Annotated in this window: 19 protein-coding genes; 12 read left to right on the top strand and 7 right to left on the bottom strand. The window is 65.8% G+C overall.

Annotation, left to right across the window (positions count from 1 at the left end; genetic code table 11):
• Positions 1-27 precede the first annotated feature (27 nt).
• Positions 28-723 (top strand): CAF17-like 4Fe-4S cluster assembly/insertion protein YgfZ, encoded by a 696-nt coding sequence (gene ygfZ, locus WJS89_RS09060; protein ID WP_346340615.1) that lies wholly within the window; start codon positions 28-30, stop codon positions 721-723.
• Complete coding sequence (locus WJS89_RS09055; RefSeq protein WP_346340614.1) at positions 720-2,684, top strand: TonB-dependent receptor; 1,965 nt, start codon at positions 720-722, stop codon at positions 2,682-2,684. Before ygfZ ends, WJS89_RS09055 begins: the two co-directional genes overlap by 4 nt.
• Here WJS89_RS09055 and WJS89_RS09050 read toward each other — a convergent pair.
• Positions 2,681-3,082 (bottom strand): rhodanese-like domain-containing protein, encoded by a 402-nt coding sequence (locus tag WJS89_RS09050; protein WP_346340613.1) that lies wholly within the window; start codon positions 3,080-3,082, stop codon positions 2,681-2,683. The two genes, WJS89_RS09055 and WJS89_RS09050, sit on opposite strands and share 4 nt — an antisense overlap.
• Positions 3,082-5,757, bottom strand: coding sequence for an aconitate hydratase AcnA (acnA, locus tag WJS89_RS09045; protein WP_346340612.1), 2,676 nt, complete (start codon positions 5,755-5,757; stop codon positions 3,082-3,084). The genes WJS89_RS09050 and acnA overlap by 1 nt, the downstream gene beginning before the upstream one ends.
• Before the next feature lie 195 nt (positions 5,758-5,952).
• Between acnA and WJS89_RS09040 the strand changes: the two genes are divergently transcribed.
• A complete protein-coding gene (locus tag WJS89_RS09040; protein ID WP_346340611.1) occupies positions 5,953-6,108 on the top strand; it encodes a hypothetical protein in 156 nt (51 codons plus the stop codon).
• Here the strand turns inward: WJS89_RS09040 and WJS89_RS09035 are convergent.
• Positions 6,105-6,629: a DUF4142 domain-containing protein gene (locus tag WJS89_RS09035; protein WP_346340610.1), complete on the bottom strand. Its 525-nt coding sequence runs from the start codon at positions 6,627-6,629 to the stop codon at positions 6,105-6,107. The two genes, WJS89_RS09040 and WJS89_RS09035, sit on opposite strands and share 4 nt — an antisense overlap.
• Positions 6,630-6,694: 65 nt before the next feature.
• On the opposite strand from WJS89_RS09035, the gene WJS89_RS09030 reads away from it, so the two are divergent.
• Positions 6,695-7,276 (top strand): DUF2585 family protein, encoded by a 582-nt coding sequence (locus WJS89_RS09030; RefSeq protein WP_346340609.1) that lies wholly within the window; start codon positions 6,695-6,697, stop codon positions 7,274-7,276.
• Here the strand turns inward: WJS89_RS09030 and fumC are convergent.
• Positions 7,273-8,664 carry a class II fumarate hydratase gene (gene fumC / locus WJS89_RS09025; RefSeq protein ID WP_346340608.1) on the bottom strand — a complete coding sequence of 464 codons (1,392 nt, stop codon included), beginning with the start codon at positions 8,662-8,664 and terminating at the stop codon, positions 7,273-7,275. The genes WJS89_RS09030 and fumC overlap by 4 nt on opposite strands.
• Before the next feature lie 80 nt (positions 8,665-8,744).
• Here fumC and WJS89_RS09020 point away from each other — a divergent pair, with 80 nt between their 5' ends.
• The 4 genes from WJS89_RS09020 (at position 8,745) to WJS89_RS09005 (ending at position 11,576) form a co-directional block, all read left to right on the top strand.
• The gene (locus tag WJS89_RS09020; protein ID WP_346340607.1) at positions 8,745-9,194 is read left to right on the top strand and encodes an ATP-dependent zinc protease family protein; all 450 of its coding nucleotides are present in this window, start codon (positions 8,745-8,747) and stop codon (positions 9,192-9,194) included.
• The gene (gene rimK, locus WJS89_RS09015; RefSeq protein WP_346340606.1) at positions 9,191-10,096 is read left to right on the top strand and encodes a 30S ribosomal protein S6--L-glutamate ligase; all 906 of its coding nucleotides are present in this window, start codon (positions 9,191-9,193) and stop codon (positions 10,094-10,096) included. The genes WJS89_RS09020 and rimK overlap by 4 nt, the downstream gene beginning before the upstream one ends.
• 84 nt (positions 10,097-10,180) lie before the next feature.
• Positions 10,181-11,212 carry a sensor histidine kinase gene (locus tag WJS89_RS09010; RefSeq protein WP_346340605.1) on the top strand — a complete coding sequence of 344 codons (1,032 nt, stop codon included), beginning with the start codon at positions 10,181-10,183 and terminating at the stop codon, positions 11,210-11,212.
• A 4-nt stretch (positions 11,213-11,216) separates the two neighbouring features.
• Positions 11,217-11,576 carry a response regulator gene (locus WJS89_RS09005; RefSeq protein ID WP_346340604.1) on the top strand — a complete coding sequence of 120 codons (360 nt, stop codon included), beginning with the start codon at positions 11,217-11,219 and terminating at the stop codon, positions 11,574-11,576.
• Positions 11,577-11,585: 9 nt separating this feature from the next.
• Here WJS89_RS09005 and WJS89_RS09000 read toward each other — a convergent pair whose 3' ends face one another.
• Entirely contained in the window at positions 11,586-12,077 is a 492-nt protein-coding gene (locus WJS89_RS09000) for an SspB family protein (RefSeq protein ID WP_346340603.1), read from the bottom strand.
• A 70-nt stretch (positions 12,078-12,147) separates the two neighbouring features.
• Here WJS89_RS09000 and WJS89_RS08995 point away from each other — a divergent pair, with 70 nt between their 5' ends.
• The 3 genes from WJS89_RS08995 to WJS89_RS08985 all read left to right on the top strand — a co-directional run bounded on the left by WJS89_RS08995 (position 12,148) and on the right by WJS89_RS08985 (position 15,781).
• Complete coding sequence (locus tag WJS89_RS08995; protein WP_346340602.1) at positions 12,148-12,525, top strand: HIT domain-containing protein; 378 nt, start codon at positions 12,148-12,150, stop codon at positions 12,523-12,525.
• A 103-nt stretch (positions 12,526-12,628) separates the two neighbouring features.
• The gene (locus tag WJS89_RS08990) at positions 12,629-14,068 is read left to right on the top strand and encodes a sodium-dependent transporter (protein ID WP_346340601.1); all 1,440 of its coding nucleotides are present in this window, start codon (positions 12,629-12,631) and stop codon (positions 14,066-14,068) included.
• A gap of 108 nt (positions 14,069-14,176) precedes the next feature.
• Positions 14,177-15,781, top strand: a complete 1,605-nt coding sequence (locus WJS89_RS08985; protein ID WP_346340600.1) for an amino acid permease — start codon at positions 14,177-14,179, stop codon at positions 15,779-15,781.
• Here the strand turns inward: WJS89_RS08985 and WJS89_RS08980 are convergent.
• On the bottom strand, positions 15,778-16,776 hold the full coding sequence (locus WJS89_RS08980) for an adenosine kinase (protein WP_346340599.1): 999 nt from the start codon (positions 16,774-16,776) through the stop codon (positions 15,778-15,780). The genes WJS89_RS08985 and WJS89_RS08980 overlap by 4 nt on opposite strands.
• 239 nt (positions 16,777-17,015) lie before the next feature.
• On the opposite strand from WJS89_RS08980, the gene WJS89_RS08975 reads away from it, so the two are divergent.
• Positions 17,016-17,366 (top strand): hypothetical protein, encoded by a 351-nt coding sequence (locus WJS89_RS08975; RefSeq protein ID WP_346340598.1) that lies wholly within the window; start codon positions 17,016-17,018, stop codon positions 17,364-17,366.
• Here WJS89_RS08975 and queG read toward each other — a convergent pair.
• A complete protein-coding gene (gene queG / locus WJS89_RS08970; RefSeq protein WP_346340597.1) occupies positions 17,363-18,391 on the bottom strand; it encodes a tRNA epoxyqueuosine(34) reductase QueG in 1,029 nt (342 codons plus the stop codon). The genes WJS89_RS08975 and queG overlap by 4 nt on opposite strands.
• Positions 18,392-18,411 lie beyond the last annotated feature (20 nt).

Here is an 18,411-nt window from a genome sequence, read left to right as displayed (position 1 = left end):
GGTCGAGCCCGCACCTAGCTCAAGCATATGCCCGCCACCATGCTCTCCGATCGCTCCGTCCTTCGCCTTTCCGGCGAGGACGTCCGCGCCTTTCTCGACGGCCTCGTTACCAACCGGCTGTCCGACGAGGCACCCGTCTGGGCCGGTCTGCTCACGCCGCAAGGCAAGACCATCGCTGATTTCTTGGTCTGGCCGCACGAGGGGGACTGGCTGATCGATGTGAGTGCCGATGATGCCGACGACCTCGTAAAGCGCCTCTCCATGTATCGCCTCCGACGCAAGATCGAGATCGTGCCCGACGAGACCCTCGCCGTTCACTGGAGCGCGGACGGCGCGGACGGCCATGCCGATCCACGCCACCCCGCCATGGGCCGACGCTGGATCGCGTCGCAAAGCGAGGCGGCACGCGGTTATGACGCGCACCGACTGCGCCTCAATGTGTGCGAAGGCGCCGAGCTGACCGACCTCCTCTGGCTGGAGACCAACGCCCGCGAATTGAACGGCGTGGCCTTCGACAAGGGCTGTTTCGTCGGCCAGGAAAACACCGCGCGGATGAACTGGCGGGGCAAGATCAACCGACGCCTGTTCGTCGTTGACGGCGAGAGGGAGGGTGCTCGCGCCGCCTACCCCGATCTCGGCCTGTCGGTGGTCCATGCGCGGATCGATGCGGTGCCCGACGAGGCGCTGATGCCCGACTGGCTCGCGAAGGCGATCGCCTCGTGATCCTTGCCCTTCTGGCGCTGCAACCCGACCCGATCATCGTCACCGGCCGCCCGCTGTACGAGGAGACCGACAGCGCGATCGCCTACGAGCGCGAGGACGTCGAGACGCTCGCGAGCGGTCGGCTCGAAGAATTGCTGGCCACGACGCCCAACCTCGCCACCTTCCGCCGCGCCGACGGGCGTTCGGTGCATCCGACCAGCCAGGGCCTCACCGCACGCGGCCTCGGCGGAAACGCCGCGAGCCGGATGGCGCTGACCGTCGATGGCGTGCCCCAGGCCGACCCGTTCGGGGGATGGCTGAACTTCGCCATCCTCGACCCTGCCGCCATCGATACGATGATCATCCGCTACGGTGCCGATACCCAGCCCGGCGCCGTTGCGGGAAGCATCGCCATCGACACGCTGGCCCGAAGCCCCCGCACCATCCGCGCGGCCTGGGGCGGCGACGATCGTTGGGACCTGTCGAACAGCGGTTCGCGGCGGCTTGGCAAGGGCTTCGTCTCGACCGCGAGCGGCTTCATCGAGAGCGACGGCTTCATCCCCATCGTCGAGGAAGACCGCGGCCCTGCCGACCGGGCCGCGCGCACCGAGCAACGCTCCACGCGCGCCCGCCTCGTTCATCCGCTCGCGGGCGTGGAAGCGCAACTGGGCGCCGCCTGGTTCAGCGACAAGCGCGATCGCGGCTTCGATGGCAGCGAGAACGAGGCCAAGGGTCTCGACCTTTCGCTTCGCCTCGTCGATCGCGACGGCGCACTGCCCTTCCAACTGACGGGCTGGTGGCAGGATCGACAGTTCGAAACGCGCTTCGCCGCGCTCGACGATGCGCGCGCAAGCACGCGCGTCGTGCTCGATCAGTATGACGTTCCCGCCACCGGCCTCGGTGCTGAAGCCAGCCTGGATCTCGGCCCTGTCACGCTCGGCGCGGGGTGGCGACGCAACGAGGGTTCGGTCGCCGAACGCTTCTTCTTCGTCGATGACGCGCCCACGCGCGAGCGGCGCGCCGGCGGCGATAGCAGCATCGCTTCGATCTTCGGCAATGCCGAGCGCGCATTGGGACCGTTCGGCGCACTCGCCTCGTTGCGGATCGATCGCTGGCGCCTCGGCGACGGGTTCCGCACCATTCGCCAGCTCGCCGACGATGCGCGCCTCGAGGACAGCACTTTCGGTGCGCGCGACGGCACCCAATGGTCGGGACGCATCGATCTATCGCGCAATATCTTCCCCGCCCGCTTCACCGCCTCCGCGTATCGCGGCTGGCGACTGCCGACGTTGAACGAGCTCTACCGCCCGTTCCGCGTCGGCGCCGACGCCACCGCCGCCAACGAGGGCCTGCAACCCGAGACGAGCTTCGGCCTCGACCTCGGTGCGCGCGTCGGCTCCCCTACGTTCTCGGCGGGCGTCACCTTGTTTGCGCAACGATTGGACAACGCCATCGCCAACGTTCCGCTGGATACAGGGCCCGGCGTCTTTCCCGGCGTCGGCTTCGTATCGGGCGCAGGCGTCTATTCGCAGCGATCGAACGTGGACGGCATCGCCACGCGCGGTCTGGAACTGGACGCCACCATCGAACGCGGGCCGTGGAGCGCCCGACTGCTCTACGGCTTTGCCGACGCGCGGCTCGACGCGTCCGGCGCCGCTGCCGCCTTCGACGGCAACCGCCCGCAGCAAAGCCCGCCCCACAGCGGATCGCTCCGGCTCGGCTGGTCGCAAGGAGCGATGCTCGCGAGCCTGACCGCGCGAATGGAAGGCGCACGCTACGAGGATCTCGCCAACAGGATCGAGCTCGATCGCGCGGTTACCCTCGACGCCTTTGCGCGCGCCCCGCTTCATCGCAAGGTTGCCGTCGAAGTGCGGGGTGAGAATCTCGCGAATGTCGAGGTGCTGACCGATATCCAGGGCGACGGCACGCGGGAGCGCGCGCGGGGGCGTACGGTCTGGCTCGGTGTGAAACTGACGCCCTAGGGCGTAACGACGGCGTAGCCCGCGCTCGTCCACGCGTTGATGCCGCCTTCCAGATGCCGCACGGCCTCGCCGCGATGCGCGGCGAGCAACTGGGCCGCTTCGCCCGACCGCCGCGCCGAGCGGCAGTACAGCACGACATTCTCCCCATCGAGCGCGGCAGGGTCGAAGTCCGCCAGCGGCATCAGCCGCGCCCCCTCGATATGACCCTCCGCATATTCCTCGGGCGTGCGAACATCGACGAGAAGCGGCGCATCCGCCTTATCGAGCATCGCCTTGAGCGACGCCGCATCGATCGTGGTGACGGCCGCTCGGGCCGCCTCCATCTCCTCGCCCCGCACTGCGTCGGCCTGGCAAGCGCCAAGACCGAGCAGTGCGATGCCGAGGAAATACGCCTTCACTAGGCCGCCAGCTTGCGAAGCACGTAGTGAAGAATGCCCGAATTCTTGTAATATTCGAGCTCGTTATAAGTGTCGATCCGGCACTTGGCGGTGAAGTCGACCTGCTCGCCATTCTTGCGGGTCGCGACGACCTTGACGTCCTGGCGCGGCTGGAGATCGCCCAGCCCCTTGATGTCGAACGTCTCCGACCCGTCGAACCCGAAATGCTCGGGCCCCTCGCCGTCCATGAACTGGAGCGGCAGCACGCCCATGCCGACGAGGTTGGAGCGGTGGATCCGCTCGTAGCTCATCGCGATGACCGCCTTGACGCCCTGGAGGATCGTGCCCTTCGCCGCCCAATCGCGCGAGGAGCCCGTGCCATATTCGCGGCCTGCCAGCACGACCAGCGGGGTGCCCTTCTGCATATAGGCCATCGCCGCATCGTAGATCGGCTTGACCTCGCCCGAGGGGCCCTTGGTGAAGCCGCCCTCGACATCGTCGAGCATCTGGTTCTTGATGCGGATGTTGGCAAAAGTGCCGCGCATCATGACCTCGTGATTGCCGCGACGGGCGCCATAGCTGTTGAACTCGCGCCGCTCGACGCCATGCTCCTGCAGATAGGCCCCGGCCGGACTGTCGGCCTTGATGGCCCCGGCCGGACTGATGTGATCGGTCGTGATCGAATCGCCGAACACTGCGAGCGGGCGCGCACCTTCGATATCGCCGGTCGCACCCGGCTCCATGCCCATGCCCTGGAAGTAGGGCGGGTTCTGGATGTAGGTCGATTCCGCCGGCCAGTCGTAAGTGTCGCCGCCCGAGACGTTGATCGCCTGCCAGCGCTCGTCGCCCGCATAGACCGAAGCGTAGCGCTCGCGGAACATGTCGGCGTTGACGTGCTGGTTGACGAGGTCGCGGATCTCGTCGTTCGAGGGCCAGATGTCTTTCAGATAGACGTCGTTGCCCTCCTTGTCCTTGCCCAGCGAGCAAGTGGTGATGTCGTCGCGCGTATTGCCGAGAATGGCATAGGCGACGACCAGCGGCGGGCTGGCGAGATAGTTGGCGCGCACGTCGGGCGACACGCGGCCTTCGAAGTTGCGGTTGCCCGACAAGACCGAGCAGGCGACGAGATCGTTCTCATTGATAGCCTTGCTGACGGGCGGCGGAAGCGGCCCCGAGTTGCCGATGCAGGTGGTGCAGCCATAGCCGACGAGGTCGAAGCCGATGGCGTCGAGATCGTCCGAAAGGCCGGCCTTGTCGAGATAGTCGGTGACGACCTGGCTGCCGGGCGCGAGGCTCGTCTTGACCCACGGCTTGCGGGTGAGGCCGAGTTCGCGCGCCTTCTTGGCGACGAGGCCCGCCGCGATCATCACGTCGGGGTTCGACGTATTGGTGCAGCTGGTGATCGCCGCAATCACGACGTCGCCGTCGGTGAGGCCATAGTCCTCGCCCTCGATCGCCACGTCTTTGCCCTTGGCGCCGCCATCATAAACGGTGTCGACGAGCTTCTTGAACTCCGACGCCATGTCGGTGAGTAGCACGCGGTCCTGCGGGCGCTTGGGTCCGGCGAGGCTCGGCACGACTTCGCCCATGTCGAGGTGCAGCGTGTCGGTGAAGACCGGGTCTTCCATGTCCGCGGTGCGCCACATGCCCTGCGCCTGGAGGTAGGCCTTGATCAGCGGGATCTGATCGCCGCGACCCGACAGCTCCATGTAATCCATGGTGCGATCGTCGACCGGGAAGAAACCGCAGGTCGCGCCATATTCGGGCGCCATGTTGGCGATGGTGGCACGGTCGGCGAGCGACAGATTGTCGAGGCCCGGGCCGTAGAATTCGACGAAGCGGCCGACGACGCCCTTGGCGCGCAGCATCTGCGTGACCGTCAGGACGAGATCGGTCGCGGTAACGCCTTCGGCCATCTTGCCCGTCAGCTTGAAGCCGACGACTTCGGGGACCAGCATCGAGATGGGCTGGCCGAGCATCGCGGCTTCCGCCTCGATCCCGCCGACGCCCCAGCCGAGGACGCCGAGGCCGTTGATCATGGTGGTATGGCTGTCGGTGCCGACGAGCGTATCGGGATAGGCGACCATGTCCCCGTCGGGGCCCTTGGAGGCCCAGACGCAGCGGCCGATATATTCAAGGTTCACCTGGTGGCAGATGCCCGTGCCCGGCGGCACGACCTGGAAATTCTCGAACGCGCTCGCGCCCCACTTCAGAAATTCGTAGCGCTCGCGGTTGCGCTCATATTCGCGCTCAACATTCTGCTCGAAGGCCATCGGCGTGCCGAACTCGTCGACCATGACCGAGTGATCGATGACGAGATGGACCGGCACCTGCGGATTGATCTTCTGCGCATCGCCGCCCAGCGCCTTGATGCCGTCGCGCATCGCGGCAAGGTCGACCACTGCGGGAACGCCCGTGAAATCCTGCATCAGCACGCGCGCGGGGCGATACTGGATCTCGCGGTCGATCCGCTGTTCCTTCTGCCAGTCGACGATGGCCTGCACGTCTTCCTTGGTGACCGTCTGTCCGTCCTCGAAACGCAGCATGTTCTCGAGCAGCACTTTCATCGAAAAGGGCAGCTTGGAAATATCGCCGACTGCTTCCGCCGCCTTCTCGAGCGAATAGTAGGAAAAGCTCTGGCCATCGACCTCGAGGGTCGCTTTGGTGTTCATGCTGTCGTGGCCGGTCGCGGTCATGCGGATGTCCTCTTTGTCAAAATATACGGATCGCGCCGACAGGGTCGCCGGGCGGAAATCGAGGGCGCCCTAGCACCCTACGCCTTCGCAGGTAAAGCGCGCGAAAGGGGGCAAAAGGTCCAATGGCGACGGTGGCGAAACGGATCGCCGGCGCCACCCTGTCCGAATCGCTTCGATGCGCGTAAGGTGGGCTTCATGTCAGGGGACCGCAGCCAGCATTTCGACCGCCTCGCCATCGAGGCCCGCCAACGCGCATCGCGAAAGGGCGGCGGCCGCGACAGCCGTATCGCCGGGCATCTCGCGCTTGCCTACGAAGCGCTCGCCAAGGCCAAGCGCGACAACGCCCGCTAGTCGGCCCGTTTGACGGCCTCGGCCTGCGCGGCCATCTTCCCGGCACCGAATTCCGCCACCGGACGCAGCGTCGCCGATCCGCCGATCACCGCGTAATTTTCGTGAAGCGCGCGCATCGCCGGGACGAGCCTCTTCTGCTGCTCGAGATAGGTCTTGTCGAAGTCGTTCGCCGTTCGTAGCGCATCGAGCATCGCCTGATGCTCGGCGGTCAGCACATTGTCGGGCACCGCATTGACCCGCGGCCCCGCAAAGGCAAGCTGCCCGCTGATCGCCGTCCCCGCCTGCCCCTGCAGCCGCGCCAGATCGCGGATGTCGCGGTCCCGCGCCCGCGTTTCCGCCAGCTTCGCCGCCTCGACCGCATAGAGCGCCGCCGAAGCCGCCAGGTCGACGTAGGACGCCGCACTCATCGACGCGATCGCGCTGGTCGATGCGGCCGGCACGGCGGGCGAGCCACCACCCGAACTGCAAGCCGAGAGGATTGCCGTCCCCGTCATGATCGCCCCGAGTTTCGCTGTCCGCATGATGCCCTCCTGCTGTGTCGCAAAATGCTAGGCGCTCGTCGGCAACCGCGCTAGCCATCGCAGCGATGAAACCGCTCGCCATTCCCATGCCGCTCGTCGCGCTCGCGCTGGCGGGCCTCACCGCGCTCACGCTTCTCCTCATGGGCCAGCCCGCCATCTGCACCTGCGGGCGGATCGAGCTCTGGGCGCCCGGTGCCTCGGGTCCCACGACCAGCCAGATGCTCGCCGACTGGTATTCGCTCAGCCACGTGCTGCACGGCGTGCTCCTGTACGGCCTGCTCCACCTCGTCTGGCGCCGCGCGAGCGTCGAGAAACGGTTCGTCGCCGCCGTGATCGTCGAGGGGCTCTGGGAGATCGTCGAGAACTCGCCATGGGTGCTCGAGCGCTATCGCTCGGTCACGATCGAGGTCGGCTATTATGGCGACAGCGTGCTCAACTCGATGAGCGACCTCGCCATGATGGCGCTGGGCTTCTGGTTCGCGCGCAAGGCGCCCGTCTGGGCGAGCGTCGCGATGCTCGTCGTCTTCGAGGTCGCCGCCGGACTAGCGATCCGCAACAACCTCTTCTTCTCGACGCTGATGCTGATCGCACCGCAGCAGTCGGTCCTCGACTGGCAGGCGGGCGGGCCCTTCCCGCTGCCCTTCTAGCGTCCGACCATCGTCTCGGGCCGGACCAGCCGGTCGAACGTCTCTTCGTCGACCAACCCTAGTTCCAGCCCCGCTTCCTTCAGCGTCTGGCCCTTCTTGTGCGCGTGCTTCGCGATGGCGGCAGCGTTGTCGTAGCCGATCTCGGGCGCGAGCGCGGTCACGAGCATGAGCGAACGGTCGACCAGCTCCTTGATGCGGTCCTCGTTGGCCTCGATTCCCTCCACCGCGCGCTCGGCGAAGCTCGTCATGCCGACCGCCATCAGGTCGATCGAGCGCAGCACGTTGGCGCCGATCAGCGGCATGAAGACGTTGAGTTCGAAATGGCCCTGCGCGCCGCCTACCGTGACCGCGGTCTGATTGCCCATCACCTGTGCCGCGACCATCGTCAGGCTCTCGCATTGCGTGGGATTGACCTTGCCCGGCATGATCGAGCTGCCCGGCTCGTTCGCCGTCAGGCTGATTTCGCCGAGGCCCGAACGCGGCCCCGAAGCGAGGAAGCGCAGATCGTTGGCGATCTTGTTCAATGCGACGGCCAGCGCGTTCAGCCCGCCGTGGAAGAAGACGAGCCCGTCCTTCGCCGCGAGCTGCTCGAACTTGTTGGGCGCCGAGTGGAAGCGCGAACCGGCGATGTCACTGATCGCCTCGACCATGTCGGTTTCCCAATTGTCAGGGGCGTTGAGGCCGGTCCCGACTGCGGTGCCGCCGATGGCGAGCTTGCGCAGGCTGCCGTCCATCGCGCCTTCAAGGCGCTTCTTCGCGCTGATGAGCTGCGCGACGTAGCCCGAGAATTCCTGTCCCAAAGTGAGCGGCGTCGCGTCCTGCGTGTGCGTACGCCCGATCTTGACGATATGGTCGAACGCCTCCGCCTTCGCTTTCAGCGCGTCCGTCAGCCGCTCGAGCGCGGGAAAGAGCTGCTGCTCGGTCGCCAGCACCGCCGACACGTGCAACGCGGTCGGGAAGCTGTCGTTCGACGACTGCGACTTGTTGACATGATCGTTGGGATGCACCGGCTCCTTGCCGCCGCGCGTGCCGGCAAGCTGCTCGTTGGCGATGCCCGCGATCACCTCGTTGACATTCATGTTGGTCTGGGTGCCCGAGCCCGTCTGCCAGATGGTCAGCGGGAACTGGTCGTCATGCTTGCCCGCGATCACCGCTTCCGCCGCCGCTTCCATCGCATCGGCGAGCTTGCCGTCGAGGCCATGCTTGCGATTCACCCGCGCCGCCGCCTGCTTCACGATCGCCTGTGCATGGACGATGCCGATCGGCATCCGCTCGCGCGCATCGAACGGGAAGTTCGTCAGGCTGCGCTGCGTCTGCGCACCCCAATAGGCGTCGCTCGCCACTTCGATGTTGCCGATGGAATCGCTTTCGGTGCGGGTATCGCTCACTTTACCTGTCCTCGTCGCTGGGGAATTGACAATTGCGCGCCTGCCTAAGAGGGCTGGCTTCAACTGTCGAGGGGAACGCAATGAAACAGGGGACGGTCGGCTGGCGCGAATGGGTTTCGCTCCCCGGCCTCGGCGTGCCTGCCATCAAGGCCAAGATCGACACCGGCGCCAAGACCAGCGCGATCCATGCCTGGAAAGTGCACCATTATCGCAACGAGGGGATCGAGCATCTCTCCTTCTTCCTTCACCCCCTGCAGGGCGACGACAGCGAGATCGCCTGCGTGGCCCGGCTGCTCGACATGCGCGAGGTCACCAGTTCCAACGGCATGCGGCAGAAGCGCTTCGTCATCGAGACGGAGCTCGAGATGGGCGAGCAGCGCTATCCCATCGAACTCACGCTCACCAACCGCGATGAAATGGGTTTCCGCTTGCTGATCGGGCGGCAGGCACTTCGCAAGCGCTGGCTCGTTGACCCCGCGAAATCCTTTCTCACCAGGCCCGACCTAGACGCAACGAAGGAAGACGAATGAAGATCGCCCTCACCTGCCGCAACGCCAATCTCTACTCGCATAAACGGCTGGTCGAGGCGGCCAAGGAACGCGGGCACGATATCGACGTGATCGATCACCTGCGCTGCTACATCAACATCACCTCAAACAAGCCGACCATCAAGTACAAGGGCGAGGAGCTTCCGAAATATGACGCGGTCATCCCGCGCATCGGGGCGAGCGTCACGTTCTACGGCACCGCCGTGCTGCGCCAGTTCGAGATGATGGGCACCTTCCCACTGAACGAGAGCGTCGCCATCAGCCGCAGCCGCGACAAGCTGCGCTCGATGCAGCTGCTCGCGCGCAAGGGCGTGGGTCTTCCGGTCACCGTCTTCGCGCACCAGACCAGCCGCGCGGAAGAAATCATCGAGATGGCGGGCGGCGCGCCGGTCGTCATCAAGCTCCTGGAAGGCACGCAGGGCATCGGCGTCGTGCTCGGCGAAACGCAAAAAGCCGCCGAATCGATCATCCAGGCCTTCTCGGGCGTCGGCTCCAACATCCTCACCCAGCAGTTCATCAAGGAAGCCGGCGGCTCCGACATCCGCTGCTTCGTCATCGGCGAGAAAGTCGTCGCGGCGATGAAACGCACCGGGAAGGACGGCGACTTCCGATCGAACCTCCATCGCGGCGGCACCGCCGAGCCCGTCAAGATCACCGCCATCGAGCGCAAGACGGCCACCCTCGCCGCCAAGGCCATGGGGCTGCGCGTGTGCGGCGTCGATTTGCTGCGCGGCAGCCAGGGCCCGGTGGTAATGGAAGTGAACTCGTCGCCGGGTCTCGAGGGTCTCGAGAAATCGACGGGGATCGACGTCGCCGGCAAGATCATCGATTATCTGGAAAAGACCTACAAGGAAGGCCGCACGGGGACGCGCGGACGCGGCTGAGGATTTCGTTTCGTCGCAAAGCATGAAACTTGCGGGTGACACGTGGATTGGCCTGTGATCGTCGCTCACGGAAACCGGCCATCAATGGACCAAGAAACGATCCGCACCGATGCTCGGCTTCGAGCGCTGATCAATCAGCTCGTCGCATTCGTTGCGGTCCTCGACCTCGAGGGGCGTTTGCGCTCGACGGACGATGCCGCGTTGCGCATTGCGGGCCTCCAGCTCGGCGACGTCTGGAACGAGCCCTTCTGGGAAACCTTCTGGTGGAATTACGATCCCGCCGTCAGTGACCAGATGCGCGAGGATATCGAGAATGCGCGTCGCGGCCTCGCCACACGCCGTGAAACCGTGGCACAGATCGCAGGCGGTGCGACGCTCCCGGTCCTCCTCCACGTCGGTCCGATCTTCGATGAAGCGGGCGAGGTGGTGGAGATCGTGGCGTCGGGATCGGATATCAGCACCCAGAAAGCGCATGAGGCCGCGCTCGAGTTCGAGCGCGGACGGCTCGAACTGCTCAATCGCGAATTGCGCCATCGCGTCCGTAACCTCTTCGCAGTCGTTCAGGCAGGCCTGTCGATCTCTGCACGGAAAACCGCGTCGAAGGACGAGATGCTCCAAGACGCACAGGCCCGTATCTCCGCGCTCGCCTCTTCGCACATGAAGGGCGTCGAACATGTCGAGGACAAGAGCCTTCCGCTATCGACTCTCGTGCGCTCGGTGCTCGAACCCCACGATCCGCTGGACGAGCGGCTGACGATCGAGGGCGCTCCGCTCCACGTCTCGGATCGGGCCATCACGCCGCTGACGCTGATTCTCCACGAATTGGCGATGAATGCAGCCAAGCATGGTGCCTGGTCGGGCGAGGAAGGACGCGTTTCGGTGAACTGGTCGTCGACGACGGTTCACGAGGGCGAGGCACAAAGGGTCACCGCGCACCTGAGATGGACGGAAGAAGGGCCCGAAGGTCAGGGCCTTGACGTGCCGCCCGATCAGGAATTTACTTTCAGCCGAAATCTTATCGAGAGATGCGCGAGCCAGCTTGGCGGCCATGTGAAGTGGAATGACGACAGCGGGAGATGCGACGTCACGCTCGTGTTCGATGTCGGGAAGGAATAGAGTGATGGGTTCCGCACAGCCGTTCAGGGTCATCCTCGTCGAGGACGAAGCGCTCATCATGATGGATCTCGAGCAGGGCCTTGCCGACGAAGGCGTCGAAGTTGCCGGCGTCGCCGGGACGCTCGACGATGCGATGGTCCTTGCCCGCACTGCCGATTATGACGCGGCCGTCTTCGACATCGATCTTCAAGGCGAGGAAGTGTTTCCCGCCGCCGAAATCGCCCGCGAGCGCGGCAACCCGTTCATCTTCTTTTCGGGCCATGCCGACGCGCGTCGTCTCCGCCGTACCTATCCCGATGTTCCGCTCGTGCAGAAACCCGCGACCGCGCATCAGATCTACGCCGCGCTGCGCAACGTCGCCTGAGGCCCGCGCCTACTTCTTCTTGGTGAAATCCACGGCCACGACGTTCGAGCCGTCCTCGATCGGTTCGGCCTTGGGGGCATCGGGTGCCGCCGCCGCCGCCGCCGTCTCGTCCTCGTCCTCGTCCCCGGCCTCGGCGGCCTGGAACTTGAGGCTGAATTCGACCGCCGGATCGACGAAATCGGTGACCGCCGCGAAAGGCACGCGCAACGTCGAGGGAACCCCGCCGAAGCTTAGCCCCACCTGGAAGCCCCGATCGTCGACCGCGAGATCCCAGAAGCGATGCTGGATCACGATCGTCATTTCCTCGGGGAAGCGCTCGATCAGATGCGCGGGAATATCGACGTCGGGATGCCGGGTGCGAAAGGTGATGTAGAAATGGTGGCCGCCGGGCAGCGCGCCGTCCGCCTCGACGCTCGACAGCACCCGCCCGACCACCGCGCGCAGCGCTTCCTGCACGATCTCGTCATACGGAATCAGGCTTTCGGGGGCATCGTCGCTCATGGCTTGCCACCTGAACCGCCCTGCCCCATGGGTCAAGGGGAGAGCAGCGCTTTGGAGGAATAGGGGTCCCATGGCCATCGACGCCACGCAATCTTACGACGACGAGAATGTCTTCGCGAAAATCCTGCGCGAGGAACTGCCGTGCCACAAGGAAGCGGAGAGCGAGCACAGTCTCGCTTTTCACGACATCAATCCGCTCGCCTCGCTGCACATCCTCGTCATTCCCAAAGGGCGATACGTCAGCTGGGACGACTTCAGCGCCAAGGCTTCCGATGCCGAGATCCTCGACTTCGTGCGCCTCGTCGGAAAGGTCGCGCGCGATCGCGGCATGCAGGAGCAGGGCTACCGGCTGCTCGCCAACATCGGCCGGCGCGCGGGTCAGGAGGTCGGTCACCTGCACGTCCACCTCTTCGGGGGCGAACCTCTCGGGCCGATGCTGGCCAAATAGCGACAGGTTTGGGCCAAAACTCCGCCGGACGCTTGTAAAGTGACCGTCATCCTTTAAGCCATGGCCCCCAACGATAAGTGAATTTTCTCGGGAGGGGTTTTCGATGGCAGGCACCGCAGCACAGGGCAGCGCAACCGCGAAGGAAGGCTGGTCCAGCCGCAGCGCGTTCATTCTCGCAGCGGTCGGAGCGGCGGTCGGCCTCGGCAACATCTGGCGCTTCCCGACGCTGGCGGGGGAAAGCGGAGGCGGCGCCTTCGTCATCGTCTACATCGCCTTCGTCGCGCTTCTGGGGCTGCCGCTGGTGCTGGCGGAAATCTTCATCGGCAAGACCGGCCAGACCGATGCCATCGGCTCGATCCGCGACGTCGCGCGCCGCTCCAATGTCTCGACCGCCTGGTCGGGCGTCGGCACGCTGGGCGCGATCGCGGCCTTCCTGATCCTGTCCTTCTACAGCGTGGTTGCGGGCTGGGTGCTCTACTACGCCGGCGTGATGGGCATCGAGCTCGTCAACGCCATCGGGCGGGGCGACCCGTTCGGCGGTGCGTTCGTGGGCGAGAGTGTCGACCAGATCCAGTCGCGCCTCGGTGCGCTTCTCGGCAACTGGCAGCTGCTGCTGGCGCTCCACGCCGGCTTCATGTTCGCGACCTGGTGGTTCGTGCATAAGGGCGTTGCGGGAGGCATCGAGAAAGCCGCGACCGTTCTCATGCCGATGTTCTTCGTCATCCTCCTGGGGATCGTCCTCTACGGCGCCGCCACGGGCGAATTCAGCGAAGCGGCGGCCTTTCTCTTCACCCCCGACTGGTCGAAGCTGACCCCGCAGGTCATCAACTCGGCGCTCGGGCAGGCGCTCTTCTCGCTCTCGCTCGGCGTTGCGGCGCTGGTCACCTACGGCAGCTATCTCAAGCAGTCAGGCAAGATCGGCGGCATGTCGGTCACCATCGCCTTCGCCGACACGATGGTCGCGCTGCTCGCCGGCCTGATGATCTTCCCGATCGTCTTCGCGGCGGGGCTCGACCCGGCGGGCGGGCCGACGCTCGTCTTCCAGGCGCTCCCCGTCGCCTTCCAGACGATGCCCGCGGGCGCGCTCATCGGCTTCCTCTTCTTCCTGCTCATCTTCGTCGCCGCGCTGACCAGTTCGATCTCGCTCTTGGAAGTGCCGACCGCTTTCGGGAAGGGCGAGATGCGCCTGTCGCGCGCGACCTCCTCGACGCTGTTCGCGCTTGGCGCCTTCGTTCTCGGGGTGCTCTCGCTACTCGGGTACAACGTCCTGTCCGACGTCCGCCCCCTGGGCTTCTGGTCGATCTTTGCGGAGACCGACATCCTCGACACGATCGACGGGTTCACCGGCAAGATCATGCTGCCCCTGGGCGTCATGTTCCTCGCCATCTTCGTGGGTTGGCGCGCGGACCGTAAGCTCGTCCAGCAGCAGACCGGCCTTAGCGGTGGCACGCTCGCGCTGTGGCGTTTCCTCGTCGCGTGGGTCTGCCCAATCGCGGTGTTCCTGGTGTTGCTGTTCGGCCTCTTCCCGGGGCTGCTCGGCTAAAAATTCACCGCACGCATTTTTGCGCTTCCGCCGGAGTAAAAGCGTCGTAAAATCACCCCGCTCCCGCCGCCCAATCCCGGGCGGCGCGGGCGGAGTTTTGTGGGCCCTATGAAATTTGCCCGCGTAAAGTCGCTCGACGCCATTCTCGCCGCCGCCGAAGAAAAATCACTGCACCGCTCGCTGGGTGCGCTCCAGCTCACCCTCTTCGGGGTCGGCTGCATCATCGGCACCGGTATCTTCGTCCTCACCAGCGCAGGCGCGCAGAAGGCCGGTCCCGGCCTCATGCTCGCCTTCATCATCGCGGGCCTCGTCTGCGTCGTGGCCGCGCTCTGCTATGCCGAGATCGCCTCGATGGTCCCGGTCGCGGGGTCGGCCTACACCTACACCTATTCGGTCATGGGCGAGCTGCTCGCCTGGACGGTCGGCTGGGCCCTGGTTCTCGAATATGCGATCGCGGCGAGCGCCGTTTCGGTCGGCTGGTCGGGCTATTTCGCCGGGACCATCCTCGACCAGTTCCTCGGAATCACGCTGCCGCCCTGGCTGGCGGCGGGGCCGCTCGCGCTCGGCGGGGCCGAAGGCGGGCTGATCAACCTGCCCGCACTGGTGATCGCGCTGATGGTTACCGCGCTCCTGATGGTCGGCACCTCGGAAAGCGCCAAGGTCAATGCGGTCCTGGTGTTCATCAAGGTGACCGCGCTGACCGCCTTCATCATCCTTACGATCCCGCAGGTCGAGATGGCGCAGTTCAATCCCTTCCTGCCCGCCGGGGTCTTCGGCGGGTTCGGCTCGGGGGTGGGCGCCGTCGGCGCGGCCGCGACGATCTTCTTCGCCTATGTGGGCTTCGATGCCGTCTCGACCGCCGCGGAGGAGACCAAGAATCCGCAGCGCAACGTGCCGATCGGCTTGGTCGGCTCGCTGCTCATCTGCACGATCTTCTACGTGCTCGTCGCGGCGGGGGCGATCGGGACGATCGGCGGGCAGCCGATCATGGGTCCCGATGGCGTTCCCTTCCCCGCCGGTTCCGAAGAACTCGCCCGCCAATGCGCGCTACCCCAGCACGCCGCCGCCCTCGTCTGCTCGGACGAAGCGCTCGCGCACGTCCTTCGCCAGATCGGTTTCTCGGGCATCGGCAACGCGCTCGGCATCGCGGCCTTCCTCGCGCTGCCGTCGGTCATTCTGGTGCTGCTGTTCGCGCAGACGCGCATCTTCTTCGTGATGAGCCGCGACGGCCTGCTGCCGGGGTTCCTGTCAAAGATCCATCCCAAGTGGAAGACGCCGCACGTCGTCACCGCGCTGACCGGCCTCGTCGTCGCCATCGGCGCCGCTTTCCTGCCGGTGGGCCAGCTGGCGGATATCGCCAATGCGGGAACGCTCTATGCCTTCCTAATGGTCGCGATCGCCGTGATGCTGCTGCGCCGTGCCGAGCCGACGCGCAAACGCAGCTTCCGCACGCCCGCGCTGTGGCTCGTCGGTCCCGCGACCGTGTTCGGCTGCGCGTTCCTGTTCCTGAACCTGCCACTGGAGGCGATGCTGGTGCTACCCGCATGGTCGGCGATCGGCCTCGTGATCTACTTCGCCTACGGCTATCGCCACAGCCACCTCGGTCAGGGCCGGATGGTCATCCACGAGCCCGAAATCCACGATATCGAGCCTGCCATCCCGGGCGTGGACGAGCGCGATCCGCTCGATCCGCCGCGCACCCCGCCGGTCTAGGAGGAGAGGACCTTCGAGGCGAGCGCGCGGAGGTCTTCCTCGGGGCGCGCACCATAATGCTGGATGACCTCGGCGGCCGCAACGGCGCCGAGGCGGAGCGAAGCTTCGGTATCGAGACCCTTGGCCTGCCCGGCGAGAAAACCTGCGGCGAACAGATCGCCCGCTCCCGTCGTGTCGACAAGCTGCTTGATCGGCTGGGCGCCGACACGGGCGCGGTAGCCGTCTTCCATCGCGATCGCGCCCTTTTCCGAACGCGTGACCACGAGCAGCGGCACTTTGGCGGCAATGGCGTCGATCGATTCGTCGATCCCCTCTTCCGCCAGCGCCTTGATCTCTTCCTCGTTGGCGAAGAGGATATCGATCCGGCCGTTGTCGAGAAGGTCCATGAATTCGCCGCGATGACGCTCGACGCAGAAGGTGTCCGACAGCGTGAAGGCGACCTTGCGCCCGGCATTCTTGGCGAAATCGATCGCCTTGCTCATCGCCTCGATGGCGCCGGGCGGGTCCCAAAGATAGCCTTCGAGATACAGAATCTCGGCAGACGCGATGGTCGCCTCGTCGATGGCCTGCGGCGGCAGTTCCTGCGCCGCGCCGAGGAAGGTGTTCATGGTCCGTTGCGCATCCGGCGTGACGAGAATGAGGCAGCGCGCGGTCGCGACACCGACATCGCTGGAGGGCGGCACGATGAAGTCCACGCCCGCCGCTTCGATGTCATGCTTGTAGATCTCGCCCAACTGGTCGTCGGCGACCTGGCCGATGAAGCCCGTCTTCACGTCCAGTGCGGCGAGCCCCGCGGCGGTGTTGCCCGCCGACCCGCCCGACACCTCGCGCGCCGACCCCATCAGGCCATATAGTCGCTCTGCCTCTGCCTCGTCGATCAGCCGCATCGACCCCTTGTCGAGATCCTGCTCCTCGAGGAACTCGTCGGTCGCGTCGGCGATCACGTCGACGATGGCATTGCCGATGGCAAGAACGGAATAACGCGTGTCGGTCATGGATGAAGGCCTCAAAGCACTGTCAAAACAGAATGTTGGAGCGCGCCCTAGGTTGCAGTCCACGCAAAGGCAAGCCGCGCCGCCGATGCCGCGACCGGAGCAGGTGCCTTAAATCGGCGCCATGCGTCGCGGCTGTGCATGACCGACGGTTGCGCAAATACGCCCGTCGGAGATTGGCGTGGCGACCGGCCTTGCCTAGGGTGGGGCCGACCCTGCCCATCTCGAAAGCGCACCTCTTCGTGAAATCCCTCTCCCTCGCCCTGCTCGCCCTTGCGATCGCCGCCTGCTCCTCGACCGAGGCGCAGCGTCCTTCGACGATGGCGCCACCCGCCGCCGCCGCCGTGCAGACGACGGGCAGCCTCCTGGGCCTCAGTTCGGCCGCCGTCCTGACTCGCTTCGGCACGCCCGTGCTCCAGGTCCGCGAAGGCGACGGGCTCATGCTCCAGTATCGCGCCCCGTCCTGCATTCTCGATGCCTACGTCTATCCCACCGAAGGCGGGGCAAGCGTCACCCATGTGGATGCGCGCGACAGCTACGGGCGCGATGTCGATCGCGAAGCCTGTATCGCCGCGGTCGAGCGCGCGCGCTAGAGGCGCGCCAACGCCCAGTCCGCCGCCTCGGCGACGACCGGATCGGGGTCGTCCGCGAGCGGTTCGACCCATTGCCGCAGCGCCGCCTCACCGCTGTTGCCCGCCGCGATCAGGCAGTTGCGCACGAAGCGGTTTCGCCCCACGCGCTTGATCGGCGAGCCTGAGAACATCGCGCGAAACGCCGGATCGTCGAGTTGCAAAAGGTCGGCGAGCTTGGGCGCCACCAGTTCGGCGCGCGCCGCGAATTTCGCATTCGCCCGCGCCGCATCGGCGAAGCGGTTCCATGGACAGACCGCCAGACAATCGTCGCAGCCATAAATTCGGTTGCCCATCGCCGCGCGAAATTCGTGCGGGATCGGCCCCGAATGTTCGATGGTCAGATAGGAGATGCATCGACGCGCATCGAGCTGGCCCGGCGCGGTGATCGCCCCCGTCGGGCAGGCGGCGATGCAGGCCGTGCAGCTTCCGCAATGCGCGCTTGCCGCGCCCGAAGGCTCGAGGTCGAGCGTGGTATAGATGATCCCGAGGAACAGCCAGTTGCCGTCCTCGCGGTTGAGCAGATTGGTGTGCTTGCCCTGCCAGCCGATCCCTGCCGCCGCGGCGAGCGGCTTTTCCATCACCGGCGCGGTATCGACGAACACCTTCACCTCGCACGGCTCCTCGGCGACCAGCCAGCGGGCCAGCGCCTTGAGCTTCTGCTTCACCACCTTGTGATAGTCCGCGCCTTGAGCATAGACGCTGATCCGCCCGACCTGCGGCTCGTCTTCCAATGCGCGCGGATCGCTCGCGGGCGCATAGCTCATCCCCAGCGCGATTACCGACTTGGCGTCGGGCCAGAGCGCGTTGACCCCCACGCGGTGGTGCTTGCGCGTCTCTATCCAGCCCATTTCGCCGTGCCGCCCTTCGGCCAGCCAGTCGAGCAGGCGCTCGCCCGCCGCATCCGCCGCGTCGGCGGGCGCGAAGCCGCACGCCGCGAACCCCAGCGCGCGCGCCTCTTCGGCAATTCTGGTCTCGATGCTTGCCATTAACGGCTGGGCTTCTACCA

The organism is Sphingomicrobium aquimarinum (genome assembly GCF_039655735.1).
GTDB classification, from domain to species: Bacteria; Pseudomonadota; Alphaproteobacteria; order Sphingomonadales; family Sphingomonadaceae; genus Sphingomicrobium; species Sphingomicrobium aquimarinum.
The sequence above is the reverse complement of the archived record's forward strand: the minus strand, read 5'-3'. Positions and strand labels throughout refer to the sequence as shown.